The following is a 13,572-nucleotide window of genomic DNA, read 5'->3' on the forward strand; positions in this document are numbered from 1 at the left end:
TTCACGGCCAAAACTTCAAGGCCCTCAAGCCCTTCCAGACGACATCCCCGCACCCGCTTCTTCATCGCACCCACAGAGGAGACTTTCAGATGCAACAGATCCAATGGACACCCAAGCTGCGCACCGCCATGGCGGCGGTGCTCGCGCTGGCCGCCGGCGCGTCGAATGCCGCGTCGCAGGCGCCGGTCGCGGCCGAGCACGGCATGGTCGTGAGCGCGCAGCACCTGGCCAGCAAGGTCGGCGTCGACGTGCTCAAGCGCGGCGGCAATGCCGTCGACGCGGCCGTGGCCGTGGGCTATGCGCTGGCGGTGGTGTACCCCGCCGCGGGCAACCTCGGCGGCGGCGGCTTCATGACCGTGCAGCTGGCCGACGGACGCAAGACCTTCCTCGACTTCCGCGAGAAGGCGCCGCTGGCCGCCACGGCCAACATGTACCTCGACAAGGACGGCAACGTCGTCAAGGGCCTGAGCACCAACGGCCACCTGGCCGTGGGCGTGCCCGGCTCGGTCTCGGGCATGGAATACGCACGCGAGAAGTACGGCACCATGAAGCGCGCCGACCTCATCGCGCCCTCGATCCAGCTGGCCGAAAAGGGCTTCGCGCTGGAGCAGGGCGACATCGACATGCTCTGGACCTCCACCGCCGACTTCCAGAAGGACGCCGTCTCCGGCGCCATCTTCCTGAACAAGGGCGAGCCCTTCCAGGTCGGCCAGAAGCTGGTGCAGAAAGACCTCGGCAAGACGCTGCGCACCATCAGCAAGAACGGCCCCGACGGCTTCTACAAGGGCTGGGTGGGCGATGCCATCGTGGCGTCGAGCCAGGCCGGCAAGGGCATCATCACGCAGGCCGACCTCGACCAGTACAAGACGCGTGAACTCGCGCCGGTGGAGTGCGACTACCGCGGCTACCGCGTGGTGTCGGCACCGCCGCCCAGTTCGGGCGGCGTGATCATCTGCGAGATGCTCAACATCCTCGAGGGCTATCCGCTCAAGGACCTGGGCTTTCGCTCGGCCCAGTCGGTGCACTACCAAATCGAAGCCATGCGCCACGCCTACGTGGACCGCAACAGCTACCTGGGCGACCCCGACTTCGTGAAGAACCCGCTCGACCGCCTGCTCGACAAGGGCTATGCCGAGAAGATCCGCGCGGCCATCGACCCGAAGAAGGCCGGCGTCTCCAAGGACATCAAGCCCGGCGTGGCGCCGCATGAAGGCAGCAACACCACCCACTACTCGATCACCGACCAGTGGGGCAATGCCGTCTCCGTGACCTACACGCTGAACGACTGGTTCGGCGCCAAGGTCACGGCCGCCAAGACAGGCGTGCTGCTGAACAACGAGATGGACGACTTCACCTCGAAGATCGGCGTGCCCAACATGTACGGCCTGGTGCAGGGCGAGGCCAACGCCATCGCCCCGGGCAAGCGCCCGCTGAGCTCGATGAGCCCGACCATCGTCTCCAGGGACGGCAAGCCGGTGTTCGTGGTCGGCACGCCGGGCGGCAGCCGCATCATCACGGCCGTGCTGCATACCATCCTGAACGTGGTCGACTACGGCATGAACGTGCAGGAAGCTGTCGACGCGCCGCGTTTCCACCAGCAATGGCTGCCAGATGTCACCAACGTCGAGACCTTCGCGATCAGCCCCGACACGCGCAAGATCCTGACCGACATGGGCCACAACCTCGGTGTGCCGCAACCGGCCAACCACCTGGCCGCCATCATCGTGGGCGCACCCGCGCTGGGCGGCAAGCCGGTGGGCAACAACCGCTTCTACGGCGCCAACGACCCGCGCCGCAACACCGGCCTGGCGGCAGGCTACTGATCCTGCGGCACACTAGAAGGCGGTCGTGCCCTTGGCGGCGCGGCCGCTTTTTTCATTTCCCATGCATCTGCAAGACATCCTCTATACCCAGGGCTTCGGCACGCGCCGCGTGTGCGCGGGCCTTGCCCAGCAGGGCCACGTGACCATCGACGGCCAGGCCGTGACCGACCCGTTCGCCGACCTCGACCCCGAAGGCCTGCTCTACACCGTGCAGGGCACGCCGTGGGCGTACCACGAGAAGGCCTACCTGATGCTGCACAAGCCGGCCGGCACCGAGTGCTCGCAGAAGCCCTCGACCTACCCGAGCATCTACACGCTGCTGCCGTCGCCGCTGCGGCTGCGGCCCAACAAGGGCGCGGTGCAGGGCGTGCAGGCCATCGGCCGGCTCGACCAGGACACCACCGGGCTGCTGCTGCTGACCGACGACGGCCAGTTCATCCACAAGATGGGCTCGCCCAAGCACCACGTGCCCAAGGTCTACGAGGTGACGGCCAAGCACCCCATCGACGAGGCGCAGATCGCCAAGCTGCTGGCCGGCGTGGTGCTCGACGACGACCCCAAGCCCGTGCGCGCCGCCGCCTGCGAGTCCGACAGCCCGCTGCACCTGCGGCTCACGCTGACCGAGGGCAAGTACCACCAGGTCAAGCGCATGCTGGCCGCGGTCGGCAACCGGGTCGAAGGGCTGCACCGCTCGCGCATCGGCGACCTGGCGCTGCCGGCCGAGCTGGCGCCGGGACAGTGGCGCTGGCTGACCGCCGACGAGGTTGCGGGCCTGCGGGCCCCTGCCAAACCCGCCAAACCCCCTAAATAAGCGCGAGAAAGAGCCCCCGGACGGTCAGCCAGTCTTAAGGCTCGACCGTTAATCTCGCCAAGCTCTCTCCCGGAACCTCCCCTTGCGACTTTCTGCCCGACCGAACGGCCGCCTTGCGGCCTTCCTGCTTGCCTGTTTTGCGGCCTTTTCGGTACATGCGACGGCCGCCGCCGCCGCCCCGGCCGAACCCCCTCCGATCTTCGTGCTCAACTCGCTGGACGCCAGCGTGAGCGTGATCAACCCGGTCGACTGGACGGAAAAGCAGCGCATCGCCACCGGCAAGGAGCCGCACCACCTCTACATGACGCCCGACGAGAAGTCGGTCATCGTGGCCAATTCGGCGGGCGACTCGCTGACCTTCCTGAACCCCAAGACGGCCGAAGTGCAGCGCGTGGTCTACGGCATCATCGATCCGTACCAGCTGCAGTTCTCGCGCGACATGAAGTGGTTCGTCACGGCGGGCAACCGCCTGAACCACGTCGACGTGTACCGTTGGGACGGCAAGGACCTGAAGCTGGCCAAGCGCATCGCCACCGGCAAGACGCCCAGCCACATCTGGATCGACAACACCAGCACCATCGCCTACGTGACCATGCAGGACAGCGACGAGATGATCGCCGTCGACCTGCCCACGCAGACCGTGAAGTGGCGCACCGCCACCGGCCCGATGCCGGCGGACATCTTCGGCACGCACAACGACAAGACCCTGCTGGTCGGCCTGACCGGCGGCGACGGCGTGCAGGTGTATGACGTGGCCGGCGCCGAGCCCAAGCTGGTCGGCAAGATCCCTACCGGCAAGGGCGCCCACGCGTTCCGCTCGGCCGGCGACGGCAAGACGGTGTTCGTGAGCAACCGCGTGGCCAACACCATCAGCCGCATCGACCTGAGCACGCTCAAGGTGGTGGCCAACTACGCCGTGCCCGGCGGCCCCGACTGCATGGACGTGTCGGCCGACGGCAAGACGCTGTACGTGACCTCGCGCTGGGCCAAGAAGCTCACGGTGGTGGACCTCGTGGCCCAGAAGGTCGTGCGCCAGGTCAACGTCGGCCGTTCGCCGCACGGCGTCTGGACCCTGGACCATGGCAAGCGCACGTAAGAGCGCCGGCGCGGCGCTCGCGCTGCTGCTGGCTGGCAGCGTCATGCCCGGCGCCTGGGCGGCGCAGGGCGCGGCCAGCTGCGAAAAGCCGGTCTACCTGACCCTCGACACCGGCCACATGGGCATCGCCCCGCTGGTGGCCGACGTGCTCAAGCGCCAGAACGTGCGCGTCACCTTCTTTGCCGCCGCCGAGCGCACCCAGACCGACGGCGACAGCCTCGACGACCATTGGACCGCCTGGTGGAAGGCGAGGGCGGCCGAAGGCAACGAGTTCGGCTCGCACACCTACGACCACGCCTACTGGCGCGCCGACGTCAAGGGCACGCCGCCGAGCTTTCGCATCAAGCCGTCGGCCGGGCCGCAGGACGGCAAGGAATCGACCTGGACCGCAGCCGAGTACTGCGCCAACATCCGCAAGTCGTCCGACCGGCTGGCCGCCATCACCGGCAAGAAGCCGCTGCCGCTGTACCGCGCGCCGGGCGGCAAGACCTCTCCCGCGCTGCTGGCCGCCGCCGAGGGCTGCGGCTACAAGTACGTCGGCTGGGCGCCTGCTGGTTTCCTCGGCGACGAACTGCCGAGCGAGAAATTCAGCAACGCCAGGCTGCTCACGCAGGCACTCGACACCATCCGCCCCGGCGACATCCTGCTCGCGCACCTGGGCATCTGGTCGCGCAAGGACCCGTGGGCGCCGGCCAACCTCGAGCCGCTGATCGTCGGCCTCAAGGCCAAGGGCTTCTGCTTCGAGACCCTGCGCCAGCACCCCGATTTCCGCGCCTGGATCGCATCCCATCCCTGAGGCTTGTGTCGTGATCGACTGGTTGACGGACATCTTTTCGGCCATGCAAGGCTGGTTCTTCGAAACCGTGGTGCAACCGCTGGTCTTCGCGGTGGGCCTGGGCGGCTGGACCGAGGACGCCTTCGACGCCACCGGCTGGCTGCTGGTCGGCGCCATCCAGATCGTGGTGCTGATCGCGGTCATCGGCCCGCTGCAGCGCTGGCGCTCGGTGGAACCGGTGGTCGACCGGCACGCCATCCGCATCGACGTGCTCTACACGCTGATCCACCGGCTCGGCCTGTTCCGGCTGGCCATCTTCTTCACGCTGCAGCCCTTCTTCGACGACGCCATGGGCGGCCTGCGCACGGCGGGGTGGGGCACCTTCCACCTCGACGAGGTGTGGCCCGGCGTGACCGACGTGCCAGTGCTCGCCTTTGCCATCTACCTGGTGGTGCTCGACTTCGTCGGCTACTGGATCCACCGCGGCCAGCACCAGTTCAACTGGTGGTGGGGGCTGCATTCGCTGCACCACTCGCAGCGCCAGATGACCATGTGGAGCGACGACCGCAACCACCTGCTGGACGACATCGTGCACGACACGCTGATCGTGGTCGTGGCGCAGCTCATCGGCGTGGCGCCGGGGCAGTTCATCGCCTTCGTCGCGTTCACGCAGCTCAGCGAGAGCCTGCAGCACGCCAACCTGCGGCTGAGCTTCGGCGGCCTTGGCGAGCGGCTGTGGATCAGCCCGCGCTTCCACCGGCTGCACCACAGCATCGGCCTGGGCCACGAGTCGAACGGCAAGAGCACGCTCGGCGGCCACAACTTCGGCGTGCTGCTGCCGTGGTGGGACATGATGTTCGGCACCGCCAACTTCGAGAACCGCTACGACCCCACGGGCATCCGCGACCAGGTCGAACCCGGCGGCGACGGCCGCGTGCGCGAGTACGGGCGCGGCTTCTGGGCGCAGCAGTGGCTCGGCCTGAAGCGAATGGTCGGTCGCGGCTGAGGGGCTCCGGCCCCTGACAGCCTCGCCCGAGGCGTTATCCTCGCTGCCTCATGCGCCTGCTCCTCGACTCCTTCTGGCGCGCGGTCGCGTATTGCATGCTGCCGCGCGTGATCGTGCTGTCGCTCCTGCCGTTGGGCCTGATGGTGGTGCTGGCCGCCGGGCTCGGGTACTTCTTCTGGGATGGCGCGGTGGCCTGGACGCACGGCGCACTCGACGCCTGGCCGCTGCTCTCGAGCTTCTGGGCCTGGATCGGCCGTCTGTTCTCCGGCGACATCACGAGCGTGCTCGCGCCGATGGTCGTGGTGCTGGCGGCCACGCCGCTGATCGTGGTGATCTGCCTGCTCATCGTGGCCGGCTTCATGGCGCCGGCGCTCACCAAGCTGGTGGCCGAACGGCGCTTTCCCTCGCTCGAGCAGAAGAAGGGCGCCTCTTTCTTCGGCAGCGTGATGCGCTCGCTCGGCGTCACGGTGCTGGCACTGGTTGCACTGGTGGTGTCGATGCCGCTGTGGCTCATTCCGCCGCTGGTGCTCATTCTTCCGCCGCTGATCTGGGGCTGGCTAACCTACCGCGTGATGAGCTTCGACGCGCTGGCAGAGCATGCCAACCCCGAGGAGCGCGCCGCGCTGATTCGCGCGCACCGTGTGCCGCTCTTGTGCGTCGGCGTGCTGTGCGGCTACCTGGGCGCCGCGCCGAGCATCGTCTGGGCGTCGGGGTTGCTGTTTGCCGCCGCCTTCTTCGTGCTGGTGCCGATCGCCATCTGGATCTACACACTGGTCTTCGCCTTCTCGGCGCTCTGGTTCGCCCACTACTGCCTCGACGCGCTCGCGCAACTGCGCGCGCAGCGCGCGGCGGCCGCGGCGTCGGGCGCGGCCGGCATGCCGGCCCTGGAGGCCGCGCAGACCGCGCAAGCCAACCGGGCCGCTCTTTCTCAATGGGGTTCACCATGACACGCGCATTCGGTCTCATCGTCGTCGGCGACGAGATTCTTTCCGGCAAGCGGGCCGACAAGCACATGGCCAAGGTCATCGAGCTGCTCGCCGCGCGCGGCCTGCAGCTGAGTTGGGCCGAGTACGTCGGCGACGAGCCGGCGCGCATCACCGCCGCGCTTGCCCGCGCCTTCGCCTCGGGCGACATCGTCTTCTCGACCGGCGGCATCGGTGCCACGCCCGACGACCACACCCGCCAGTGCGCGGCCAAGGCGCTGGGCGTGCCGCTCGCGCTGCACCCCGAGGCCGAGCTGCTGATCCGCGAGCGCATGCAGGACACGGCGCGCGAGCAGGGCGTGCCCTACGAGCCCGACCGGTCGGACAATGTGCACCGGCTCAACATGGGCGTGTTTCCGCAGGGCGCCGCGCTCATTCACAACCCGTACAACAAGATCCCCGGCTTCAGCGTCGGCGACGTGCATTTCGTGCCGGGTTTCCCGGTCATGGCCTGGCCGATGGTCGAGTCCGTGCTCGACGGCCGCTACGCCGATCTTTTCACCCGAAACGCGGTCGCCGAGAAGTCCGTGATCGTTTTCGGTGCCATGGAAGCCACCCTGACCCCGCTGATGCAGGCCATCGAAGACCAGCACGCCGGCATCAAGGTGTTCAGCCTGCCGAGCGTCGATCACCCCGAATATGGCCGTCATATCGAGCTGGGCGTGAAGGGCGACCCCGGTCGGCTCGATGCGGCCTATGCGCAGCTGATCGAAGGCCTGCACGGTTTCGATGCGAAGCTTGGCCCTGAATTGGTGCGTTAATTTCAATCGCACCAAAATAGGGAATTACTGCCTTTATTTGGGGTTTGCGGCGTTCACCAAAGCCTCATCGCCTGAGGTGACAATGGCACAGAAACTGCATCCCTCGTCCCCGTATTCCTAACCACCATCCAACTCAGGAGAAACTGATGGCAAAGACCGTCGCCGATGTACTCAAGCTCGTCAAGGAAAACGAGGTCAAGTTCGTCGACTTCCGCTTCACCGACACCCGCGGCAAAGAGCAGCACGTGACCGTGCCCGTGTCTCATTTCGATGAAGACAAATTCACCTCGGGCCACGCATTCGACGGCTCGTCCATCGCCGGCTGGAAGGGGATCGAAGCTTCGGACATGCAGCTCATGCCCGACCCGAATACCGCGAACATCGATCCGTTCTTCGAAGAGACGACGATGATCCTGACCTGCGACGTCATCGACCCCGCCGACGGCAAGGCCTACGAGCGCGACCCGCGTTCGCTCGCCAAGCGCGCGGAAGCCTACATGAAGGCTTCGGGCCTGGGCGACACCGCTTTCTTCGGTCCGGAACCCGAATTCTTCGTGTTCGACGGCGTTCGCTGGAAGAACGACATGTCGGGCTGCTTCGTGAAGATCGACTCCGAAGAAGCCTCGTGGAACACCGACAAGGAATACGAACACGGCAACACCGGCCATCGTCCGGCGGTCAAGGGCGGCTACTTCCCGGTTCCCCCGGTCGACAGCTTCCAGGACATGCGTTCGGAAATGTGCCTGGTGCTCGAATCGCTCGGCATCCCGGTCGAAGTGCATCACCATGAAGTGGCCAACGCCGGCCAGATGGAACTCGGCACCAAGTTCAGCACGCTGGTCCAGCGCGCCGACTGGGTCCAGTTGCAGAAGTACGTGATCCACAACGTGGCCCACGCCTACGGCAAGACCGCCACCTTCATGCCCAAGCCCATCGTCGGCGACAACGGCTCCGGCATGCACGTGCACCAGTCGGTCTGGAAGGACGGCAAGAACCTGTTCGCAGGCGACGGCTACGCCGGCCTGAGCGACTTCGCTCTGCACTACATCGGCGGCATCATCAAGCACGCACGTGCCCTGAACGCCATCACGAACCCCGGCACCAACAGCTACAAGCGCCTGGTCCCCGGCTTCGAAGCCCCGGTGAAGCTGGCCTACTCGGCCAAGAACCGCTCGGCCTCGATCCGCATTCCGTTCGTGGCCAACCCCAAGGGCCGCCGCGTCGAAGCGCGCTTCCCCGATCCGCTGATGAACCCGTACCTGGGCTTCGCCGCGCTGCTGATGGCCGGCCTCGACGGCGTGGAAAACAAGATCCATCCGGGCGAAGCCGCCAGCAAGGACCTGTACCACCTGCCGCCGGAAGAAGACGCGCTGATCCCGACCGTGTGCCACAGCCTCGACCAGGCCCTGGAATACCTGGACAAGGACCGTGCGTTCCTGACCAAGGGCGGCGTGTTCACCGATGCCTACATCGACGCGTACATCGAACTGAAGATGCAGGAAGTCACGCGCTTCCGCATGGCGACGCACCCCGTCGAGTTCGACATGTACTACTCGCTGTAATCGCCACGGCGACGCAGCCATTCCCCTCGGCCTTCCGAGGGGATGTAAGTCGAAAGGACGGCCTCGGCCGTCCTTTTTCATGGGGGCGGAACATCTTGTCACCAGTGGCGTCGAATTGCACGAAAATGCGCCTTTGTCGCGCCATCCACCCGATACACATGAAGACTGCTTCTCTCATTTTCCTGGCCGCATCCCTGATCGCGCTGCCGGCGCTCGCGCAAGAACGCGTCTGGCGCTGCGGCAACGAATACACCAACAACGCCTCCGTGGCCCAGCAAAAGGGCTGCAAGCTGCTCGAAGGCGGCAACGTGACGGTCGTGCAAGGCACCAAGCCTTCGGGCGGCGGCTCCGCATCGTCGTCGGGCTCTTCCGCGGCGCGTGCGCCGGCCGGCAGCCCGCGCGTCGAAGGCGTCGACCAGCGTGCCCGCGACGGCGAGGCGCGCTCGGTGCTCGAGTCCGAGCTCAAGAAGGCCGAGTCGCGCCAGGCCGAGCTGCAGAAGGAATACAACAACGGCGAGCCCGAGAAGCAGGGCAGCGAAGGCAAGAACTACCAGAAGTACCTGGACCGTGTTGCCGAAATGAAGGCCGAGCTGGCGCGCAACGAGAGCGACATCGCCGGCATCCGCCGCGAAATCGGCCGCCTGCCCGTCAAGCAGCCCCAATAACATGGTGTTCGGGAAGAAGGCGAACGGCGCCAACCTGCGCTTCCAGTCCTTCGACCTGCTGTCCACGCTGATCGCGGTGGTCAACAGCGACGGCTCCGTGCTGTTTGCCAATGCAGGTCTCGAAGACGCACTGGGCACTTCGCGGCGCACGCTCGAGGGTTCCCAGTTCGGCGCATGTTTCCATGAGCCGCAGGTGCTGCGCACGGCCCTCGACGGCGCCAGCAGCAACGACTTTGCAACGCTGCGCTACGAGGCCTTTTTGCGCCGCGTGAACCACGAGCTGATGCCGGTGCAGGTGACGCTGGCGCACGGCGACAAGAAGGGCGAACTCATCATCGAGATGTCGCCGCTGGAGCAGCAGGTGCGCCAGGACCGCGAGGAGCGCCTCATCGACCAGGCGCAGGCCAACAAGGAACTCATCCGCAACCTCGCGCACGAGATCAAGAACCCGCTGGGCGGCATCCGCGGCGCGGCGCAGCTGCTTCAGATGGAGGTCGAGTCGCGCGACCTCATCGAATACACCCAGGTCATCATCCACGAGGCCGACCGGCTGCAGACGCTGGTCGACCGGCTGCTGGCGCCGCACCGGCGCCCGCACGTGGTGGGCGACGTGAACATCCACGAGGTGTGCGAGCGCGTGCGCTCCGTCATCCTCGCGGAGTTCCCGCGCGACCTGCACATCGAGCGCGACTTCGACGTCTCGATCCCCGAGTTTCGCGGCGACCGCGAGCAGCTCATCCAGGCCACGCTGAACATCGCGCACAACGCGGCGCAGGCGCTGGCCGAGCGGCGCGCGGCGGGCGATGCGCAGATCACTTTCAAGACGCGGGTGGCCCGCCAGGTGATCTTCAACAAGCAGTGGTATCGACTGGCACTGGAATTGCATGTCATTGACAATGGACCGGGTGTGCCGGACACGATCAAGGACCGCATCTTCTATCCGCTCGTTTCGGGCAGGGAAGGCGGGACCGGGCTGGGATTGACGCTCGCACAAACTTTTGTGCAACAGCATCACGGCGTGATCGAGTGCGACAGCGTCCCGGGCCGAACCGATTTCAAGATATTGATACCGCTGCCCTAGCGCAGCACCCGGCAACAGAGGAGATGCATGAAGCCGATCTGGATAGTTGATGACGACCAATCGATTCGCTTCGTGCTCGAGAAGGCTCTGCTGCGCGAAGACCTCCCGACACGCAGCTTCACGAACACGCGCGAAGTGCTTGCCGCACTCGAACAGGCCGCCGACGACGAACAGCAGGGGCCGCAGGTCCTGGTGAGCGACATCCGCATGCCCGGCGGCTCCGGGCTCGACCTGCTCGACAAGATCAAGGCCAAGCACCCCGGCCTGCCCGTCATCATCATGACGGCGTTCTCCGACCTCGACAGCGCCGTCTCGGCCTTCCAGGGCGGCGCCTTCGAATACCTGCCCAAGCCCTTCGACCTGCCGCGCGCGGTCGAACTCATCCGCCGCGCCGTCGACGAGAGCCAGCGCGAGGAAGTCGCCGAAGAGCGCATGGTCGCCGCGCCCGAGATGCTCGGCCAGGCCCCCGCCATGCAGGACGTGTTCCGCGCCATCGGCCGACTCTCGCAGAGCAACGTCACGGTGCTCATCACCGGCGAATCGGGCTCGGGCAAGGAACTGGTCGCACGCGCGCTGCACAAGCACTCGCCGCGCGCCAACGGCCCGTTCGTGGCCATCAACACCGCCGCCATTCCGAAGGACCTGCTCGAGAGCGAACTCTTCGGCCATGAGCGCGGCGCCTTCACCGGCGCGCAGACCATGCGCCGCGGCCGCTTCGAGCAGGCCGAGGGCGGCACGCTGTTCCTCGACGAAATCGGCGACATGCCCTTCGACCTGCAGACGCGCCTGCTGCGCGTGCTGAGCGACGGCCATTTCTACCGCGTGGGCGGGCACAACTCGGTCAAGGCCAATGTGCGCGTGATCGCGGCGACCCACCAGGACCTAGAGCAGCGCGTCAAGCTCGGCGGCTTCCGCGAAGACTTGTTCCACCGCCTCAACGTGATCCGCCTGCGCCTGCCGGCATTGCGCGAACGCGGCGAAGACGTGCCCGCGCTCACGCGCCACTTCCTGCAGGTGAGCGCGCGTCAGCTCGGCGTGGAGCCCAAGCGCATTTCCGATGCGGCGCTGGCCAAGCTCGCGGCCTTCAGCTTCCCCGGCAACGTGCGCCAGCTCGAGAACATCTGCCACTGGCTGACGGTGATGGCGCCGGCGCAACTGATCGAAGCCAAGGACCTGCCGCCCGAAGTGATGGCCGGCGGTGCCGAGGTTCATGCGCCCATCCATGCGCCCGAGGCTCTGGCTGCCGCGCCGGTTCCGGCACCGCATCAACCGATGGCCTCGCCGCCGGTGGCGGGCGGCGAAGCGGCGCCTGCCGCGCATGCCGTCGCCGAAACCGCCGAAGCCCACGCGGGCGTCAGCAGCTGGGAGAGCGGCCTCGAGGTCGAGGCCCAGGCGCTGCTGGCGGCCGGCCGCACCGACGTCTGGGACGTGCTCTCGCGCCGCTTCGAGTCGAGGCTGATCCTCACGGCGCTGGCCAACACGCGGGGCCGCCGCATCGAGGCCGCGCAGAAGCTGGGCATCGGGCGCAACACCATCACCCGGAAGATCCAGGAACTCGGCATCGAATGAAAAAGGCCCTCAGGGCCTTTTTTCTTTTGGAGCGCTTCCTTCTTCCTGTCGACCTGCCGACCTGTCGTTCTGTCTATCTGCTGCGCTGCCCCAGCGTCAGCGAGTCGATCTGGAAGTTGCCGCTCTTGTCCCAGAGCCACGTGTCCACGTAGGTGTGCGCGCCCAGCTTGCCCGGGCTGGGCAGCGGCGACGTGGCCTTGATCAGCTCCGCGATCATCGGCGCCACCTCCGGCGCGTGGCTCGGCGTGCGGCTGAAGCCCACGCGGACCACCTTGCCGGTCGCGTCGATGTCGGTCTCGACCACCACCACCGCATACACCAGCGGCGGAATCTTGCCCTTGTAGATGCGGCTGGCGTACTTGTTGTAGATGTGGCGCGCGCCGATCTTGCGGTAGGCCCGCACTGCGGGCGTCTGCGCGGTGATCAGCCGCACGGTGGCCACCTCGCGCCCGCTGCTCGACGCTTCGTCGGCAGGCGATTCCGAAGTGGCCGCCGTACCGCTTTCCGCCTTGTCCGAAGGCTTCAGCAGCGAGCAGGCGGACAGCGCGAGCGCGGCCGCCACCCAAGCGAGGCGGCCTGCGGTGCGGGTGAGCGCGGCCATCGGCTCAGGCGCCCTGGTCGAGGTCGAGCACCACCGGCGCATGGTCGCTCGGCTTTTCCCACTTGCGCGGCACGCGGTCGATGACGCAGCCCTTCACGCGCGGCAGCAGCGGCTGGCTCACCAGGATGTGGTCGATGCGCAGGCCGCGGTTCTTCTGGTAGCCCAGCATGCGGTAGTCCCACCACGAGAAGCTCTTCTCGGGCTGCTCGAACATGCGGAAGCTGTCGGTCAGGCCCAGCTCCAGCAGCGCCTTGAAATGGTTGCGCTCCTCGGTCGTGTGGTGAATGGTTTCCTTCAGGCCCACGGGGTCGAAGCTGTCGCGGTCTTCGGGCGTGACGTTGAAGTCGCCCAGCAGCACCAGGTTCGGGTGCGCGGCCATCTCCTGGCGCACCAGCTCGTGCAGCGCCTCGAGCCACTTCATCTTGTAGGCGAACTTTTCGGAGCCCGGCTCCTGGCCGTTCACGAAGTAGCCGTTGATCACGCGCAGCGGGCCCGTGGGCGTCTCGACCGTGGCCGCGATCACGCGCGACTGCTCGTCGGCAAAGCCGCCGATGTTCTTCACCACGTCGCGCATCGGCGCCAGGCTCAGGATGGCCACGCCGTTGTAGGTCTTCTGGCCGAACACCGCGGCCTCGTAGCCGGCCGACTTGAGCACCTCGAGGGGGAACTTGTCGTCCGTCATCTTGAGCTCCTGCAGGCAGAGCACGTCGACCGGGTTGGCAATGAGCCAGTCGAGCACGTGCTGCAGGCGCGCGGTGAGGGAGTTGACGTTCCAGGTGGCGATTTTCATGGGGCTGTCGGCGTGCCGATCGTTTGGACGGCACTGGTTTCGTTGAGTC

Annotated in this window: 13 protein-coding genes; 11 read left to right on the forward strand and 2 right to left on the reverse strand. The window is 66.7% G+C overall.

The genetic code is table 11. From position 1 onward, the window contains the following. Positions 1-128: 128 nt before the first annotated feature. The 11 genes from ggt (at position 129) to ntrC (ending at position 12,132) form a co-directional block, all read left to right on the forward strand. Positions 129-1,823: a gamma-glutamyltransferase gene (gene ggt / locus BM004_RS05505; protein ID WP_256219811.1), complete on the forward strand. Its 1,695-nt coding sequence runs from the start codon at positions 129-131 to the stop codon at positions 1,821-1,823. A gap of 61 nt (positions 1,824-1,884) precedes the next feature. Next, positions 1,885-2,634: a pseudouridine synthase gene (locus tag BM004_RS05510; protein ID WP_093125212.1), complete on the forward strand. Its 750-nt coding sequence runs from the start codon at positions 1,885-1,887 to the stop codon at positions 2,632-2,634. 82 nt (positions 2,635-2,716) lie between these two features. Next, positions 2,717-3,730 (forward strand): YncE family protein, encoded by a 1,014-nt coding sequence (locus tag BM004_RS05515; RefSeq protein ID WP_093211707.1) that lies wholly within the window; start codon positions 2,717-2,719, stop codon positions 3,728-3,730. Further along, positions 3,714-4,526: a polysaccharide deacetylase family protein gene (locus tag BM004_RS05520; protein WP_093211709.1), complete on the forward strand. Its 813-nt coding sequence runs from the start codon at positions 3,714-3,716 to the stop codon at positions 4,524-4,526. Before BM004_RS05515 ends, BM004_RS05520 begins: the two co-directional genes overlap by 17 nt. A gap of 10 nt (positions 4,527-4,536) precedes the next feature. Next, positions 4,537-5,511 (forward strand): sterol desaturase family protein, encoded by a 975-nt coding sequence (locus BM004_RS05525; protein WP_093211711.1) that lies wholly within the window; start codon positions 4,537-4,539, stop codon positions 5,509-5,511. Between the two features lie 50 nt (positions 5,512-5,561). Beyond that, positions 5,562-6,458: an EI24 domain-containing protein gene (locus BM004_RS05530; RefSeq protein WP_093211713.1), complete on the forward strand. Its 897-nt coding sequence runs from the start codon at positions 5,562-5,564 to the stop codon at positions 6,456-6,458. Further along, complete coding sequence (locus BM004_RS05535; protein ID WP_177206360.1) at positions 6,455-7,255, forward strand: competence/damage-inducible protein A; 801 nt, start codon at positions 6,455-6,457, stop codon at positions 7,253-7,255. Before BM004_RS05530 ends, BM004_RS05535 begins: the two co-directional genes overlap by 4 nt. A gap of 146 nt (positions 7,256-7,401) precedes the next feature. Then, complete coding sequence (gene glnA, locus BM004_RS05540; RefSeq protein ID WP_093124612.1) at positions 7,402-8,817, forward strand: type I glutamate--ammonia ligase; 1,416 nt, start codon at positions 7,402-7,404, stop codon at positions 8,815-8,817. A 158-nt stretch (positions 8,818-8,975) separates the two neighbouring features. Next, on the forward strand, positions 8,976-9,482 hold the full coding sequence (locus BM004_RS05545) for a hypothetical protein (protein WP_093124614.1): 507 nt from the start codon (positions 8,976-8,978) through the stop codon (positions 9,480-9,482). A gap of 1 nt (position 9,483) precedes the next feature. After that, a complete protein-coding gene (glnL, locus tag BM004_RS05550; protein ID WP_093124616.1) occupies positions 9,484-10,563 on the forward strand; it encodes a nitrogen regulation protein NR(II) in 1,080 nt (359 codons plus the stop codon). Positions 10,564-10,590: 27 nt separating this feature from the next. Beyond that, complete coding sequence (ntrC, locus tag BM004_RS05555; protein ID WP_093124619.1) at positions 10,591-12,132, forward strand: nitrogen regulation protein NR(I); 1,542 nt, start codon at positions 10,591-10,593, stop codon at positions 12,130-12,132. Positions 12,133-12,205: 73 nt separating this feature from the next. Here the strand turns inward: ntrC and BM004_RS05560 are convergent, their stop codons facing one another. Both BM004_RS05560 and xth read right to left on the reverse strand, forming a co-directional pair. Beyond that, a complete protein-coding gene (locus BM004_RS05560; protein ID WP_093124621.1) occupies positions 12,206-12,733 on the reverse strand; it encodes a hypothetical protein in 528 nt (175 codons plus the stop codon). A 4-nt stretch (positions 12,734-12,737) separates the two neighbouring features. Next, a complete protein-coding gene (gene xth, locus BM004_RS05565) occupies positions 12,738-13,523 on the reverse strand; it encodes an exodeoxyribonuclease III (RefSeq protein WP_093124624.1) in 786 nt (261 codons plus the stop codon). Between the last annotated feature and the right edge of the window lie 49 nt (positions 13,524-13,572).

The organism is Variovorax sp. OK212 (assembly GCF_900112425.1).
In the GTDB taxonomy this organism is placed as follows: Bacteria; Pseudomonadota; Gammaproteobacteria; order Burkholderiales; family Burkholderiaceae_C; genus Variovorax.